The organism is Stenotrophomonas sepilia, assembly GCF_003244875.1.
Taxonomy (GTDB): Bacteria; Pseudomonadota; Gammaproteobacteria; order Xanthomonadales; family Xanthomonadaceae; genus Stenotrophomonas; species Stenotrophomonas sepilia.
Map to the genome: position 1 here is coordinate 17,307 of NZ_LXXZ01000031.1, position 15,244 is coordinate 32,550.

Genomic DNA, 15,244 nt, shown 5'->3' on the forward strand with positions numbered 1-15,244 from the left:
AAGGGCATCGCAAACGCAAAGGGCCGGATCCGCAAGGATCCGGCCCTTTCCTCAATCGGGCGCAGCCGCGCCGTTACTTGGCTGCCAGCTGGCGCAGCACGTACTGCAGCAAGCCACCATGGCGGAAGTACTCGACTTCCTTCGGGGTCAGCAGCATCACCGAGACCTCAAAGGTCTTCTTCGTGCCATCGGCCTTGGTCGCGGTGACCGTGGCGCGCTTGCTGGCACCGTCCTGCAGGCCGGTGATGTCGATCACTTCCGAGCCGTCCAGGCCCAGCGTCTGTGCGTTCTCGCCGTTGCGGAACTGCAGCGGCAGCACGCCCATGCCGACCAGGTTGGAGCGGTGGATGCGCTCGAAGCTCTCGGCGATGACCGCCTTCACCCCCAGCAGCAGGGTGCCCTTGGCCGCCCAGTCACGCGACGAGCCGGTGCCGTATTCCTTGCCGGCCAGCACCACCAGCGGCACCTTGTCGGCCTTGTACTTCATGGCCGCATCGTAGATCGCCAGCTTCTCCGGCTGGCCACCACCGGCCGGGTAGTACAGGGTGTTGCCGCCTTCCTCGCCACCGAACATCAGGTTCTTGATGCGGATGTTGGCGAAGGTGCCGCGGACCATCACGTCATCGTTGCCGCGACGGCTGCCGTAGCTGTTGAAGTCGGCCGGCTGCACGCCGCGCTCCTGCAGGAAGCGGCCTGCCGGCGAGTCCTTCTTGATGTTGCCGGCCGGGGAAATGTGGTCGGTGGTAATCGAGTCGCCGAACAGGCCCATCACGCGTGCGCCGTGCACGTCGTCGATGCTGCCGGTCTGCATGGTCATGCCATCGAAGTAGGGCGGGTTCTTGATGTAGGTGGAGGCGTCGCTCCACGCGTACAGGTTGCCGTCCGGCGAGGCGATGGTGTTCCAGCGGGTATCGCCCTTGAACACATCGGCGTAGTTCTGCTTGAACATCTCCGGGCCAATGGTGGCGGCGATGACGTCGCCGATTTCCTTGTTGCTCGGCCAGATGTCGCGCAGGAACACGGGCTGGCCGTCGCTGCCGGTGCCGAGCGGCTGGGTGGTCAGGTCGATGTCGGTGGTGCCGGCGATGGCATAGGCCACCACCAGCGGCGGGCTGGCCAGGTAGTTCATCTTCACTTCGGGGTGCACGCGGCCCTCGAAGTTGCGGTTGCCTGACAGCACCGAGGTCACCACCAGGTCGCCGGCGGCGATGCCGGCGCTGACTTCGGTCGGCAGCGGGCCGGAGTTGCCGATGCAGGTGGTGCAGCCGTAGCCGACCACGTAGAAGCCGATCTTCTCCAGCTCCTTCAGCACACCGGCCTTTTCCAGGTAGTCGGTGACCACGCGCGAGCCCGGGCCGAGCGAGGTCTTGACCCACGGCTGGCGGTTCAGGCCCTTGGCGGCCGCATTGCGGGCCAGCAGGCCGGCACCGATCATCACCGCCGGGTTGGAGGTGTTGGTGCACGAGGTGATGGCCGCGATCACCACCGCGCCATCCTTCAGCCGCACCTTGCGGCCTTCGATCTCGATGTCGGCGAAGCCTTTGGCCAGCTGCTCGTTGCCGACGGCGGCGCCGCCGCCTTCGTTGACGAAGGTGGCAACGTCCTCGCTGCGCTTGTCACGGTTGGCGGTCATGCCGACCAGCGCTTCGCGGTAGTTCTTCTGCACGTCTTCCAGCAGGACGCGGTCCTGCGGGCGCTTCGGGCCGGCCAGCGACGGCTTCACCGTGCCCATGTCCAGTTCCAGCGTGCTGCTGTACTGGGCGTGCGGGCTGCCCGGTTCGTGCCACAGGCCCTGCGCCTTGGCATAGGCCTCGACCAGGTTGATCTGCTCTTCGCTGCGACCGGACAGGCGCAGGTAGTTCAGCGATTCGGCGTCGATCGGGAAGATGCCGCAGGTGGCGCCGTATTCCGGGGCCATGTTGCCGATGGTGGCGCGGTCGGCCAGTGGCAGGTGCTGCAGGCCGTCACCGTAGAACTCGACGAACTTGCCGACCACGCCCAGCTTGCGCAGCATCTGGGTGACGGTCAGCACCAGGTCGGTGGCGGTGGCGCCTTCGGGCAGCTTGCCGGTCAGCTTGAAGCCGACGACCTGCGGAATCAGCATCGACGATGGCTGGCCGAGCATGGCGGCCTCGGCTTCGATGCCACCCACGCCCCAGCCGAGCACGCCGATGCCGTTGATCATGGTGGTATGGCTGTCGGTACCGAACACGGTGTCGGGGTAGGCAATGTCCTTGCCATCCTTCTGCGCGGTCATCACCACGCGGGCCAGGTTCTCCAGGTTCACCTGGTGGACGATGCCGGTGTTGGGCGGCACCACCTTGAAGTTGTCGAAGGCCTTCTGTCCCCAGCGCAGGAAGCCGTAGCGTTCCTGGTTGCGCTGGAACTCGATCTTGCCGTTGAGGTCCAGCGCGTCGGGCTTTCCGAACACATCGACCTGCACCGAGTGGTCGATGACCAGTTCGGAGGGAATCTGCGGGTTGATCTGCTCCGGCTTGCCGCCGAGCTTGACGACGGCGTCGCGCATCGCGGCCAGGTCGACCACGCAGGGCACGCCAGTGAAGTCCTGCAGGACCACGCGCGCCGGCATGAAGGCGATCTCGGTGTCCGGCTCGGCCGCCGGGTTCCAGCGGGCCACGGCTTCGATGTGGTCCTTGCCGACGGTGATGCCGCCGTCCTCGTGCCGGAGCAGGTTCTCCAGCAGGATCTTCATCGAGTAGGGCAGGTGGGAGATATCGAAGCGCTGGCCCAGCGTGGGCAGGCTGAAGTAGTCGTAGGTCTTGCCACCGACATTCAGCTGGCTGCGGGTGGAGAACGAATCGCTCATGCGGGTTAACTCCTTCTTGCGGATGGCTTGCAGTGGCCCGCGCATGGGCAGGCCTGCTTGCGGTGGCCGGCAGTCCGTGCCGCCGGGCAGAAGGCCAGTATCGCCGATGCCGTCGGGGCCGCAGAACTGCGGGCTCAGAACGCAAGGTTATAAATTCGTATGTAGTTTTCGTGTCATGGCGCCGCCGGACTTAGTGCGGGCTGACAGGCTCGAGGCAGTGCCGTATGGCGCCGGGGGACAGGTGGAGGGCAGCATGGGGGGGGCTGCAGGCGCTGGGGGCGGAGCCGTGCTGAGCGATGGTCATCGTGGCGGTCGAGGCGTTCTTGACCGGGCACGGGGGGCGCGCCGCCGACGGGCAGCGCGCCAGTCAGTGGCGATCAGCCACCCAGGAACGGATTGCCGGTCTTGGCGGGAGCCGCGCCCTTGGATTTCACCTTGAGTACGTTGTCCTTGCCGAACTCAAAGACGGTCGATTCCTGCACGTTCTTTCCGAAGTGCTTGATCTTGGCGTAGTCGTAGTACCAGACCTGGGTGTCGCCAAGCTGCTCACGACGCGTCGGCGCTCCAAACTTCTCGCGGACCTGGTCCTGGGTCGCCTTGCCCACCTCCAGCTCGTCCAGTTGCTTCTGGGTGATCTCAGTGCCGGTGGTGTGGGCCGCGAACGGATTGGCGTGGGCCGGGCCTGCGGCCAGGGCCAGGGGGGTGGCCAGAGCCAGGGTCAGAATGAATGCGCGCATTGAACGTCCTTTTATGAGAGAGGGGGCGTGCGGTGCCGGAGTGTCCCGGCCCGGTACAGCGAGGGCTGCCCGGCCAGTCTAGCGGTCGAATGCGACTGGTTCTGGTTCAAGGTCACAATTCGCCCGATTTGAGGTGTTTACGTCAGGTATGTATAATTCATACATACTTTTTGAGGCCTACCTATGGAAGCCACCGTTGCAGAACGCGGACAGATCACCCTGCCCAAGGCGGTGCGCGATGCCCTCGGCCTGACCAAGGGCACGCTGCTGAAGGTCGAGCTGGACGGCAGCCGCATCATCCTGCGCAAGAGTGTTGACGATGCCATTTCACGGGCGCGCGGCAAGTTCGCGCTGGACGGCTTCGAGTCGTCCGATGCGGCAGTACGCGCGGTGCGCGACGAGGAATAAGCCGTGATGATCGCCGTCGATTCACCGGTACTGGTCGAGCTGCTCAGCAATGGCCCGCAGGCCGATGCCGTGGAAGCCATCCTCCGGCAGAGCCTGGTCGGTGGCCGCGTGGTGGTCTGTGGCGCAACCCTCGCCGAAGTGTGCGCATCGCTGCGCGGTGGTGCCGAGGTGCTCGAAGCACTGGAAGAGATGGGCGTGCACTTCAACCCGATGGAGGCCAAGTCGGCGCTGCGCGCCGGCGAGATGCACCGCCGTCACCGTCAGCGCGGCGGCAGCCGTCGCAGCCTGGACGAATTCATGGTCGGCGCCCACGCACTGCTGCAGTGCGATGGCCTGATCACCTGGAACGACACGTTTTACCGCGACTACTTCAAGGGCCTGAAGCTGATCGTGCCGCACGCCTGAGCCCACTTTTGATTTTTCAACCTACGCATTACCCGGGAGTTGTCATGTTGGAAGCCTACCGCCACCACGTCGCCGAGCGCGCTGCGCTTGGCATCCCGCCGCTGCCGCTGAGCGCGCAGCAGACGGCCGATGTCATCGAACTGCTGAAGAACCCGTCGCAGGGCGAGGCCGAGTTCCTGCTCGACCTGCTGACCCACCGCGTGCCGGCCGGCGTCGATGACGCGGCCAAGGTCAAGGCCTCGTACCTGGCGGCGATCGCCCTGGGCAGCGAGCAGAACCCGCTGATCAGCCGCGAGCGCGCCACCGAACTGCTGGGCACCATGCTCGGCGGCTACAACGTTGCGCCGCTGATCCAGCTGCTGGACGACGCCAGCGTTGGCGCTATCGCTGCCAATGGCCTGAAGAAGACCCTGCTGGTGTTCGATGCGTTCCATGACGTGCAGGAGAAGGCGAAGGCCGGCAACGCCAACGCCCAGGCCGTGCTGCAGAGCTGGGCCGAGGCTGAGTGGTTCACCAGCAACCCGGAAGTGCCGCAGAGCCTGACCGTCACCGTGTTCAAGGTGCCGGGCGAAACCAACACCGATGACCTGTCGCCAGCACCGGACGCGACCACCCGCCCGGACATTCCGATGCACGCCCTGGCGATGCTGAAGAACAAGCGCGACGACGCGCCGTTCACCCCGGAAGAAGACGGCAAGCGCGGCCCGATCCAGCAGATCCTGTCGCTGAAGGACAAGGGCCACCTGGTCGCCTACGTCGGCGACGTGGTCGGCACCGGCTCCTCGCGCAAGTCGGCCACCAACAGCGTGCTGTGGTGGACCGGCGATGACATTCCGTACATCCCGAACAAGCGCGCCGGTGGCGTGTGCCTGGGCGGCAAGATCGCCCCGATCTTCTACAACACCATGGAAGATGCCGGTGCGCTGCCGATCGAGCTGGACGTGTCGAAGATGGAGCACGGCGATGTCATCGAGCTGCGTCCGTACGAAGGCAAGGCGCTGAAGAACGGCGAAGTGATCGCCGAGTTCCAGGTCAAGTCCGACGTGCTGTTCGACGAGGTGCGTGCCGGTGGCCGCATCCCGCTGATCATCGGTCGTGGCCTGACCGGCAAGGCGCGCGAAGCGCTGGGCCTGGCCCCGACCGACCTGTTCCGCCTGCCGGTGCAGCCGGCCGATACCGGCAAGGGCTTCTCGCTGGCGCAGAAGATGGTCGGCCGCGCCTGTGGCCTGCCGGAAGGCCAGGGCATGCGCCCGGGCACCTACTGCGAACCGAAGATGACCTCGGTCGGCTCGCAGGACACTACCGGCCCGATGACCCGTGACGAGCTGAAGGACCTGGCCTGCCTGGGCTTCTCGGCCGACCTGGTGATGCAGTCGTTCTGCCACACTGCCGCTTACCCGAAGCCGGTGGACGTCAAGACCCACCACACCCTGCCGGAGTTCATCTCCACCCGTGGCGGCGTTTCGCTGCGCCCGGGCGACGGCGTGATCCACAGCTGGCTCAACCGCATGCTGCTGCCGGACACCGTCGGTACCGGTGGTGATTCGCACACCCGTTTCCCGGTGGGTATTTCGTTCCCGGCCGGCTCGGGCCTGGTCGCCTTCGCTGCCGCCACCGGCGTGATGCCGCTGGACATGCCGGAGTCGGTGCTGGTGCGCTTCAAGGGCAAGATGCAGCCGGGCGTGACCCTGCGTGACCTGGTCAACGCGATCCCGCTGTACGCGATCAAGTCGGGCCTGCTGACCGTGGCCAAGGCGGGCAAGAAGAACATCTTCTCCGGCCGTATCCTGGAAATCGAAGGCCTGCCGGATCTGAAGGTCGAACAGGCGTTCGAACTGTCCGACGCCTCGGCCGAGCGTTCGGCGGCCGGTTGCTCGGTGCGCCTGAACAAGGAGCCGATCATCGAGTACCTGACCAGCAACATCACCCTGCTGAAGTGGATGATTGCCGAGGGTTACCAGGATCCGCGCTCGCTGCAGCGCCGTATCGAGAAGATGGAAGCGTGGCTGGCCAACCCGCAGCTGCTGGAGCCGGATGCGGACGCCGAATACGCCGCCGTCATCGAGATCGACCTGGCCGACATCCACGAGCCGATCGTGGCCTGCCCGAACGACCCGGACGACGTGAAGACCCTGTCCGAAGTGGCCGGTGCCAAGATCGACGAGGTGTTCATCGGTTCGTGCATGACCAACATCGGCCACTTCCGCGCCGCTGCCAAGCTGCTGGAAGGCAAGCGTGACCTGCCGACCCGCCTGTGGGTGGCCCCGCCGACCAAGATGGACGCCTCGGAACTGACCAAGGAAGGCGTGTACGGCACCTTCGGTGCTACCGGCGCTCGTATGGAAATGCCGGGCTGCTCGCTGTGCATGGGCAACCAGGCGCAGATCCGCGAAGGTTCCACCGCGATGTCGACCTCGACCCGCAACTTCCCGAACCGTCTGGGCCGCAACACCAACGTGTACCTGGGTTCGGCGGAACTGGCGGCGATCTGCTCGCGTCTGGGCCGCATCCCGACCAAGGAGGAGTACATGGCGGACATCGGCGTGATCAACGCCAATGGTGCGGAGATCTACCGCTACATGAACTTCGACCAGATCGAGGAATACCAGGACGTGGCCAGCACGGTCGCTGCCTGATGCGGTAACGGAAAACCCCCGGCTCGCGCCGGGGGTTTTTTGTGAGCGGACGACGCATGGTAGTGCCGGCCGCTGGCCGGCATCCCGTTGAAATGAAAAATCCCCGGTGAGAGCCGGGTTTTTCATTGTGCCCGGCCAGGTGGCCTAGCCCATCCGTCTCGCGGTGAGGACCTGCTCGTGGGCGAGGTCCTGCTGGGCGACCTGCTGTGCCTGCGAAATCTGCTCGGCCTTGGCGAGCGACTGTTCTACGGGCGTATTGACGGCCTCACTGATTGGAACCGACGCCCGCAGGTGTGCTGGATTGTCGAGCGCTCCCTGCACAACGAACATGCGAGAGACTGAGCCATCGCTGGGTGAATTGCCCAGTACAACATGATCGACGTGTTCCAGGCCGCTGCCCTTGGCCGCCGCAAGCAGGCCGGCCGTCACGCGCTCACTGGTTTCATCGAAGCTGCGCCCGTGCCTGGCATCCACGGTGGATACACCCTCGCGAATCTGCCGGTAGAGCGCATGGTCTGGATGGCCTTCCTTCCTGGGATCCAGGCCTGCCTTGTCCAAGGTTGATTCAATGCTCTCCTGTAAAGGGTTCTTGGGAGAGAAAGCGGGATTGCTGAGAGAGGGCGAGCCCTTGCCGGTTGCATCCGGGATCAGTTGCTCCCCCGGCTTGAGCGCATTCTGGGCCCGCTGCTCCGCTTCAGCCTCGCGGCGGGCGTATGCACCGGCTTCCTCGACACCGCGCAGGAAATTGATACCGTCGCGCAGCAGACCGGGCCCGCCGCCGACAAGCACGGTCGCACCCGCACGCAGTTGATGAACATCACTGCGGTAGTCGGCAATCCGGCGCAGGTCCTCAGGATCCCTGACCCGCGCCTGTGGGTTGTCCAGTACAGATTGCACCGGACCCTTGTCGGTCATGCGATCAAGGAAATGAACCAATCGATGGGAATCGCCCAACTGGACCGCCACCGCGGCGGACATGACATGGCCGCTCTTCATCCCGGGTGTTCCGATCGAGGCGATGCGCTGGCCGTGCTCGGCGTTGCGCAGGATCTCCAGTTCCCTGGGCAGCGCATACATCTCGACCTTGCCGTAATGGGGACCGCCGGCACTGACCAGGTCGCCTGCCATCACATGGTTGGTGAAGGGTGCCGCGTTGGCTGGCTGGCCTTCAGGAAGGCGATATGCCAGCCCGGCGGCACCGTAGGGATTGAACGCGTCGCCGGGGAGGTTGTAGTGGTGTGCAGTGATCTGCGCGAGCGCGCCGCCCAAGGAGTGGCCGGTGACGTGTACTGGCCCGGCTCCCCTTTCTTCGGCCAGCCTGAGGGCTTGCTTTGTCAGCGCCAGCGCGTCAGTCAGTTGCGCGTTGAATCTGGCGGTGACCATCGCGGCGTCGATGCCGCCATCAAGCATGGGCTGACGATCAAACTCGGTACCGCGATGGGCGACGATGACTTCCTTTGTATTGATGTTGAGGTAGACAATACCCTGATATCCGCTCCCAGAGTCACGACAAGCGAGGACCTCATACTTTGTTCCGCCGACGGTGATGTCGGAACTGACGGGCGGAAGCGGGTCCTTATAGACATCGTCCGAAAGCGCCGCGCTTTCTTTAGGATTCATTGCGATGCTCCTTCAATCCGTGTGGAGACTTCGATTGGAAAGTATTCCTCGCGCTTCTCTGGGGGCATCTTTTCGTACCAACTTGAAGGCTCGGTTGGCGTCCGCTCTGTCGACTGTCCTGTGGTCAAGGGCGGCAATGCGCGCTTTACGTAAGCAGTGAAGGTTCTCCCGCCCTCAATTTCCGTGAATAGTGCTGCGACGGACGCTCGTATTGGGCGATCATCGATGATGAAGGGGAATGAAGCTTCCACAAGCACGGGTGTCCAAGTGCACGGGCCACGACCGTAATAGTCGGCAACTTCCATACCGTCGTTGAAAACAGCACTGCTGAATTCAGTTGCACTGAGGCGCTGTGCCTGAACCTCAACCTTGTGCTGGTTCGGCTCGTACTGCACCCCCTCCCAATTGTTGACCGGAGGCAGACAGAGTGGGTCTATCTCATACGTGACGAAGACCGAAGGAACGGGGACATCCACGGGTGCATCGTGGACCCGAATCACAATCGGCAGCGCATCCCTGGGCGCGGGATTCTCGCGATAGACCGGGAACGAGCGTTCCTTGTTGCAGCCTGCAACAACCAGTGTGATCAAGGCGATCAACGCAACATGAGCAAGGCTGGGGACGGATTTCAGCATGAGCGGTCCACGTCGCTGCAGGATTGTCCTTGATCCTTGGAACATGCGGTCTCATCACGAACGACGGCGCCACATCCGGGCAAATGCGACAGGTTGCGCAGTGGGTATTGTCCGTTACCCGGACTTCCCACCCTGTGTACCCGAGCAGCGCGGCCTTGCGGGGTAACGTTCATCGGCGTTCCATTGCTGTGCGATACCTGACTATACGACCCGCTCCAGCCGCGCTCCAGTCGGTGTCCTGCGGGCCTCCCGTTTGCCGCGCATGGCTTGCGGCAGGATCAGATCTCGATCAGCGCCGTTGAAACATCAATGGTCGAAAGTGCTGGCGGCGGATCGGCAATTGAGCCTGACGTCTCTTGGAGGTGTTCAGCAGGGAGCGGAGCCGAGCGTGGGCTCGGCTCTACAGGGGCCTGTCAGCCGCGGGCGAGGGCGAGCAACCGCTCGGCGACCCGCTCCAGCGGCACCTGTTCCTCGGCAGCGCCCAGCTTGAACGCGGCGCCGGGCATGCCCCAGACCACGCTGGTGGCCTCGTCCTGCACCAGTGTGGGCGCGCCGGCCTGGCGCATCTCCAGCAGGCCGCGCGCGCCGTCGTCACCCATCCCGGTGAGGATGGCACCGATGGCATTGCCACCGGCGCTCTGCGCGACCGAGCGGAACAGCACGTCCACCGCGGGCTTGTGCCGGTTCACCGCCGGGCCGTCGTCGATGCGGCAGCGCCAGCGCGCACCGTCGCGGATGATGCGCAGGTGCTTGCCGCCGGGCGGCAGGTAGGCGTGGCCGGGCAGTACTGCTTCGCCGTCGCTGGCCTCGCGCACGGCCATCGCCGAATGGCGGTCCAGTCGCTCGGCGAAGGCGCTGCTGAAGCTGGCCGGCAGGTGTTGGGTCATCACCACGGCGGGTGCATCGGCAGGCATGCCTTCCAGCACCACGCGCAGCGCTTCGGTGCCACCGGCTGACGAGCCGATCGCGATCAGGCGGTCGGTGGTGCGGAACTGCGGCGAGGCAGCACGCATCGCCGGCGTTGCGTCCAGCGTGAGCTTGGGGGCGCTGGCACGCACCAGCGGGCGCACGCGCGAGCGCGCCGCCATCTTGACCTTGGCGATGATCTCCTCGGCATAGCCCTGCAGGCCACGGGCCACGTCCAGCTTGGGCTTGGAGACGAAATCCACGGCGCCCAGCGCCAGTGCCTGCAGGGTGGTGTCGGCGCCTCGCTCGGTCAGCGAGGAAATCATCACCACCGGCAGCGGATGCAGGCGCATCAGGTTTTCCAGGAACGCCAGCCCGTCCATGCGCGGCATTTCCACGTCCAGGGTGATCACGTCCGGAAGCAGGCGCTTGATCTTCTCGCGCGCCAGCAGCGGGTCAGCCGCGGTGCCGACCACGTCGATGGCCGGGTCGCTGGACAGGATTTCCGTGAGCATCTGCCGCACGACGGCGGAGTCGTCGACGATCAGGACCCGGCAGGGGGCGTTGCCGGTGAAGGTCATTCGAACAGCTCCACGCCACCGGTGACCGGCGCCTTGGACAGGCGCGCACGCACCGCCGATTCGGTGGCGGCCACCTCGGCCTCATGCGCATGCGGCAGGCGCTGCACCACCACGCGGCCGGTATCGGCGAAGAACCAGATCTTGCGCGGATGGATGCCGCACAGGTCCTCGGCAATGATCGGAATGTGCTCGGCCTGAAGGTACTGGCGGACGAACTCGGCGTTGCGGGTGCCAACCGGGTTGCTGGTGAAGCCCTTCAGCACGTTGGCGCCACCGAACACCTTGGCCTCGATGCGCTTGCGGTGGGCACCACGCTTGAGCATGTCGTTGATCAGCAGTTCCATCGCGTAGCTGCCGTAGCGCGCGGGCGCGCCGTCACCGGCGTTGCCCTCGGGCAGCAGGAAGTGGTTCATGCCGCCGATCTTCAGCACCGGGTCGCGCAGGCAGGCGGCTACGCACGAGCCCAGCGTGGTGGTCAGCGCGGTGGTGTCATCGACCACCAGGTACTGGGTGGGCAGCAGCTTGGCGGCGATGGTCTGGAAGCGCGCATCCTGGTAGCGCATCACATCGTCGGTACGCAGCGAAGCATTCATGCGCCGGCCTTCGCCGCACGGCGGTACAGGGTGCGGCCGCAGGGCTGGATCAGGTCGGCGGCGTGCAGATAGTTCTCCGAATGGCCGGTGTAGAGCAGGCCGTCATCGGCCAGGTGCTGCACCAGACGGCCGAGGATCGCGCGCTGGGTCGGCTTGTCGAAGTAGATCATCACGTTGCGGCAGAACAGTGCGTCGAACGGGCCACCGACGTCGTAGCGCGGGGCGAGCAGGTTCAACGGGCGGAATTCGATCAGCTCGCGCAGCGCAGGCAGTACGCGGCACTGGCCCTCGTTGGGGCCGCTGCCACGCTGGAAGTAGCGGCGGCGCAGGTCCGGATCGAGGCTGGCGACGCGATCGATGTTGTAGACGCCGCGGCCGGCGGTGGCCAGCACCTGGGTGTCGACGTCGGTGGCGATGATGCGCACCGGCGGCTTCAGGGTGCCAAAGGCCTCGCACGCGGTGATCGCCATCGAGTAGGGCTCTTCGCCGGTGGACGCTGCGCACGACCACAGCAGCAACGGCGTGCGGCTGGAGCGCTGCTGCAGTTCTTCGCGCAGCTTGTCGAAGTGGTGCGGTTCGCGGAAGAACGAGGTCAGATTGGTGGTCAAGGCGTTGGTGAACGCCTGCCACTCGTCACCATCTTCCTGTTCCAGATGGTCCAGGTACTGCTGGAAGCTGCGCATGCCCAGCGTGCGCAGGCGGCGCGACAGGCGGCCGTAGACCATGTCGCGCTTTGCCGGCGCAAGCGCAATGCCCACGCGCTGGTAGATCAGGTCGCAGACGCGGCGGAAATCACGGTCGGCGAACTCGAATTCGCGTGGGCCGGTAACGATGGGAGTAGGACTTTGCACGGGGGACGTGTCCATCGGCGGGGGCGGCGGCCGAAGCCGCCACGGGTGGGTCTCAGAATTCCTGCCAGTCGCTGTCGCTGGCGGCGAAGGTGCTGGCGTTGCTGCTGCGACGTACCGGCGCGGGGGTGCTGGTCGGCTGCGGACGTGCCACGGTGGTGATGCGCGCCGGTTCCACGCGCTCGGCGACAGCCTTCACTGCGGCCGAGACCTGGTTGTCGAGCCGGAAGATCGCCACGGCATCTGCAAGCTGTGCGGCCTGGTCTTCCATCGCACGTGCGGCAGCGGTGGCTTCCTCCACCAGTGCGGCGTTCTGCTGGGTGGTTTCGTCCATCTGCACCACGGTCTGGTTGACCTGCTCGATGCCCGCGCTCTGTTCCTGCGAGGCCGCGGAGATTTCGGCCATGATGTCGGTCACGCGCTGCACCGAGGCGACGATCTCGCCCATGGTGGCGCCGGCCTTGTGCACCAGCGCCGAGCCATCGTTGACCTTGCCGACCGAGTCGTCGATCAGGCCCTTGATCTCCTTGGCGGCAGCGGCTGAGCGCTGGGCGAGGGTGCGCACTTCGCTGGCGACCACGGCGAAGCCGCGGCCCTGTTCACCGGCACGCGCGGCTTCCACGGCGGCATTCAGCGCCAGGATGTTGGTCTGGAACGCAATGCCGTCGATGACGCTGATGATCTCGGCGATCTTCTTCGACGAGGCTTCGATGGCGGACATGGTGGTGACCACCTGGCCGACGACCTCGCCACCCTGCGAGGCGACGCCATGGGCGCCGATGGCGAGCTGGTTGGCCTGGCGGGCGTGCTCGGCGTTCTGGCGCACGGTGGAGGTCAGTTCCTCCATCGAGGCGGCGGTTTCCTCCAGGTTGGCGGCCTGCTGCTCGGTCCGGCGCGACAGGTCGCTGTTGCCTGAGGCGATCTCGCCGGCGGCCAGGGTGATGCTGGAGGCGCTGGCCTGGATCTGGCCGACGATCTGGGTCAGCTGCGCGACCGTGGCGTTGGCATCGTCGCGCATGCGGGCGAACACGCCCTGGTAATCGCCGTGCATGCGCGCGGTCAGGTCGCCCTCGGCGATGGCCGACAGCAGCTGCGACAGCTTGCCGAGGTTGTCATCGCTGACCGCCATCATCGCGTTGAGGTTTTCCAGCATCAGGCGGAAATCGTGGTCGAAGCGCTGCGCATCGCCACGGCGGCTGAAGTCGCCGGCAGCGGCGGCGCTGGCCAACTGCTTGATCTCGGCGTTGATGCGGCCGAGGTTGGCCTTGACGGTGTCGACGGTGGTGGTCATCGCCGCCTTCTCGCCCGGGTAGCGGGCGATGTCGCGGCTCAGGTCACCGACCGCGTACTGCTGCACCACGTCCAGCACATCGTGCAGGGTCTGCACGTGGCTACCCACCAGGGCGTTGGTTTCCTGCACCATCAGCCCGTATTCGCCGGGGAAGGCGCTGGCGTCGATGCGGTAGCTGAGTTCGCCACCGTCGTGGCGGCGGGCCATTTCGCGCTGGCCGGTGATGACCGCATGCAACTGCTGCTGCATGCCGGCCATGGCGTCCAGCAGGCGACCGGTTTCATCGTGCGGCTGCGGTCCGATGTGGCTGTCGAGCTTGCCGGCGGCGATGCCTTCGGCGACGGCTGTGGCCTGCTTCAGCGGTACCGCGATGCGGTTGCCGATGACCCAGCTCAGGGCCAGTACGATCAGCACCAGGACGCCGCCGGAGACTGCCATGATGGCGGTGAACACCAGCGCCTGCTTCTGCACGTCGTCCATGTAGACGCCACTGCTGACCACCCAGTTCCACGGCGCGAACAGGCCGGCGTACGCGACCTTCTCGACCTCGCCCTTGCTGCCCGGCTTGGCCCAGCGGTAGTTGACGAAGCCGCCGCCGGCGCGAGCCGCTTCGACCTGGTCGTAGTAGATCCGTACGCCGTCGTCGGTGTGGAAGTCCTTCATGTCCTTGCCGACCAGGTCCTTGCGGAACGGGTGCATCAGCAGGCGGTAGCCGGTGTCGTAAATGTTGAAGTAGTAGGTATCGTTCCCGGCGCGCATGACCTCCAGCGCCTGCAGCGCGGCGCGCTTGGCGGCCTCTTCGCTGAGTTCGCCGGTGCCGGCCAGGCGGTGGTAGTGCTGGAGGATGCCGTAGCTCAGTTCGACCTGGGTCTTCAGCGCAGCCTTGCGGGTCTCGGTCAGGTCAAGGTACTGCATGCGGGCGGCGATCACCGACAGCGCGATCACGCCGAGCGCGATGAGCAGCGTCAGCAGGTTGAGCTTGCGCCGGACGGAAAGATTGCTGAAGTAGTGTTGCCAGCGATGCAGGAGATTCATCGAGCAGGACCAGGTCGAAGCGGGCGGGCGGCGCCGTGCCGGTCACGGCGGGACAAGCGGTGACAACCCCGTTATCGGCCGTCAGGGCGGGGGATTGAGGTGCGGTGTCCGAACGTATTCAGGTTTCCGTGCAGCGGCGGCTGCGGCGCTGCCTGCGGCAGGCTGGTTTTGAAGCAACAGCAACAGCAACAGCAACAGCAGTTGGTCGGCGCTGGATTGTCAGTAGGTGGCTGGGCCGGGGTGGGCAGCCAGGACACGCCGTAAACCCGTCCATGGGGGCTCGATGGCGCCATCCATGGCGCCAACGGTCCTGCCTACCCACCCCGGCCCAGCCCTCTCGGCATTTCGGTGTCGGACGGAAAGAGCGTTGGGGTTCCAGGTGGAAAGAGGGGTCAGATCCGTTTTCCTGCGGAAAACGGATCTGACCCCGGAAGTGACCTGGCTTTTGTTTTTTGCTCTTCTTTCTTCAATCCGGGGTGGACGCGCACGGAAACTGTCCGTGGCCGGGAGGGTGGGTTGCGCAGGGGTGTCCGCGGCATGGATGCCGCGGCCAAGCCCCCATGGACGGGTTCACGGCGTCTCCCCCCACCGGACCCACCCCGCCCTCCCCCAGGAAAACCCCTTTTTACGTTGAAGTCGCCTTTGGCTCTTCGGGGGGAGGGGGCAGCCCTGCAGAGAGGCCCCCCCTACTGTCTCTTTTAAACATCTCCGAGCCCACGAGA

The 15,244-nt window shown here is 65.5% G+C and carries 11 protein-coding genes; 3 read left to right on the plus strand and 8 right to left on the minus strand.

Annotated elements, in window-relative coordinates; genetic code table 11:
• Nucleotides 1-73: 73 nt before the first annotated feature.
• Entirely contained in the window at nucleotides 74-2,827 is a 2,754-nt protein-coding gene (gene acnA / locus A7X97_RS04840; protein WP_072168982.1) for an aconitate hydratase AcnA, read from the minus strand.
• A 377-nt stretch (nucleotides 2,828-3,204) separates the two neighbouring features.
• On the minus strand, nucleotides 3,205-3,564 hold the full coding sequence (gene bamE / locus A7X97_RS04845) for an outer membrane protein assembly factor BamE domain-containing protein (RefSeq protein WP_069138623.1): 360 nt from the start codon (nucleotides 3,562-3,564) through the stop codon (nucleotides 3,205-3,207).
• A 183-nt stretch (nucleotides 3,565-3,747) separates the two neighbouring features.
• On the opposite strand from bamE, the gene A7X97_RS04850 reads away from it, so the two are divergent.
• Genes A7X97_RS04850 through acnB form a run of 3 tightly spaced genes read left to right on the plus strand, consistent with a single transcriptional unit; the run spans nucleotide 3,748 to nucleotide 7,013 of the window.
• Nucleotides 3,748-3,972, plus strand: a complete 225-nt coding sequence (locus A7X97_RS04850) for an AbrB/MazE/SpoVT family DNA-binding domain-containing protein (protein ID WP_005409505.1) — start codon at nucleotides 3,748-3,750, stop codon at nucleotides 3,970-3,972.
• A gap of 6 nt (nucleotides 3,973-3,978) precedes the next feature.
• A complete protein-coding gene (locus A7X97_RS04855; protein ID WP_005416402.1) occupies nucleotides 3,979-4,377 on the plus strand; it encodes a type II toxin-antitoxin system VapC family toxin in 399 nt (132 codons plus the stop codon).
• Nucleotides 4,378-4,421: 44 nt separating this feature from the next.
• Complete coding sequence (acnB, locus tag A7X97_RS04860) at nucleotides 4,422-7,013, plus strand: bifunctional aconitate hydratase 2/2-methylisocitrate dehydratase (RefSeq protein WP_111007659.1); 2,592 nt, start codon at nucleotides 4,422-4,424, stop codon at nucleotides 7,011-7,013.
• A 144-nt stretch (nucleotides 7,014-7,157) separates the two neighbouring features.
• Here acnB and A7X97_RS04865 read toward each other — a convergent pair whose 3' ends face one another.
• The 6 genes from A7X97_RS04865 to A7X97_RS04890 all read right to left on the minus strand — a co-directional run bounded on the left by A7X97_RS04865 (nucleotide 7,158) and on the right by A7X97_RS04890 (nucleotide 14,522).
• On the minus strand, nucleotides 7,158-8,633 hold the full coding sequence (locus tag A7X97_RS04865; RefSeq protein ID WP_088497666.1) for an XVIPCD domain-containing protein: 1,476 nt from the start codon (nucleotides 8,631-8,633) through the stop codon (nucleotides 7,158-7,160).
• Nucleotides 8,630-9,268, minus strand: a complete 639-nt coding sequence (locus A7X97_RS04870) for a hypothetical protein (RefSeq protein ID WP_088497667.1) — start codon at nucleotides 9,266-9,268, stop codon at nucleotides 8,630-8,632. The genes A7X97_RS04865 and A7X97_RS04870 overlap by 4 nt, the downstream gene beginning before the upstream one ends.
• A gap of 413 nt (nucleotides 9,269-9,681) precedes the next feature.
• On the minus strand, nucleotides 9,682-10,755 hold the full coding sequence (locus tag A7X97_RS04875; protein ID WP_072168978.1) for a protein-glutamate methylesterase/protein-glutamine glutaminase: 1,074 nt from the start codon (nucleotides 10,753-10,755) through the stop codon (nucleotides 9,682-9,684).
• Entirely contained in the window at nucleotides 10,752-11,348 is a 597-nt protein-coding gene (gene cheD, locus A7X97_RS04880) for a chemoreceptor glutamine deamidase CheD (RefSeq protein WP_014037083.1), read from the minus strand. Before cheD ends, A7X97_RS04875 begins: the two co-directional genes overlap by 4 nt.
• A complete protein-coding gene (locus A7X97_RS04885; RefSeq protein WP_049416359.1) occupies nucleotides 11,345-12,214 on the minus strand; it encodes a CheR family methyltransferase in 870 nt (289 codons plus the stop codon). The genes cheD and A7X97_RS04885 overlap by 4 nt, the downstream gene beginning before the upstream one ends.
• Nucleotides 12,215-12,251: 37 nt before the next feature.
• Nucleotides 12,252-14,522: a methyl-accepting chemotaxis protein gene (locus A7X97_RS04890; protein WP_111007660.1), complete on the minus strand. Its 2,271-nt coding sequence runs from the start codon at nucleotides 14,520-14,522 to the stop codon at nucleotides 12,252-12,254.
• Nucleotides 14,523-15,244 lie beyond the last annotated feature (722 nt).

Bases quoted from the DNA above. Each gene is read 5' to 3' on its own strand.
- acnA (WP_072168982.1), bottom strand. From the start codon at position 2,827: ATGAGCGATTCGTTCTCCACCCGCAGCCAGCTGAATGTCGGTGGCAAG.
- bamE (WP_069138623.1), bottom strand. From the start codon at position 3,564: ATGCGCGCATTCATTCTGACCCTGGCTCTGGCCACCCCCCTGGCCCTG.
- A7X97_RS04850 (WP_005409505.1), top strand. From the start codon at position 3,748: ATGGAAGCCACCGTTGCAGAACGCGGACAGATCACCCTGCCCAAGGCG.
- A7X97_RS04855 (WP_005416402.1), top strand. From the start codon at position 3,979: ATGATCGCCGTCGATTCACCGGTACTGGTCGAGCTGCTCAGCAATGGC.
- acnB (WP_111007659.1), top strand. From the start codon at position 4,422: ATGTTGGAAGCCTACCGCCACCACGTCGCCGAGCGCGCTGCGCTTGGC.
- A7X97_RS04865 (WP_088497666.1), bottom strand. From the start codon at position 8,633: ATGAATCCTAAAGAAAGCGCGGCGCTTTCGGACGATGTCTATAAGGAC.
- A7X97_RS04870 (WP_088497667.1), bottom strand. From the start codon at position 9,268: ATGCTGAAATCCGTCCCCAGCCTTGCTCATGTTGCGTTGATCGCCTTG.
- A7X97_RS04875 (WP_072168978.1), bottom strand. From the start codon at position 10,755: ATGACCTTCACCGGCAACGCCCCCTGCCGGGTCCTGATCGTCGACGAC.
- cheD (WP_014037083.1), bottom strand. From the start codon at position 11,348: ATGAATGCTTCGCTGCGTACCGACGATGTGATGCGCTACCAGGATGCG.
- A7X97_RS04885 (WP_049416359.1), bottom strand. From the start codon at position 12,214: ATGGACACGTCCCCCGTGCAAAGTCCTACTCCCATCGTTACCGGCCCA.
- A7X97_RS04890 (WP_111007660.1), bottom strand. From the start codon at position 14,522: ATGAATCTCCTGCATCGCTGGCAACACTACTTCAGCAATCTTTCCGTC.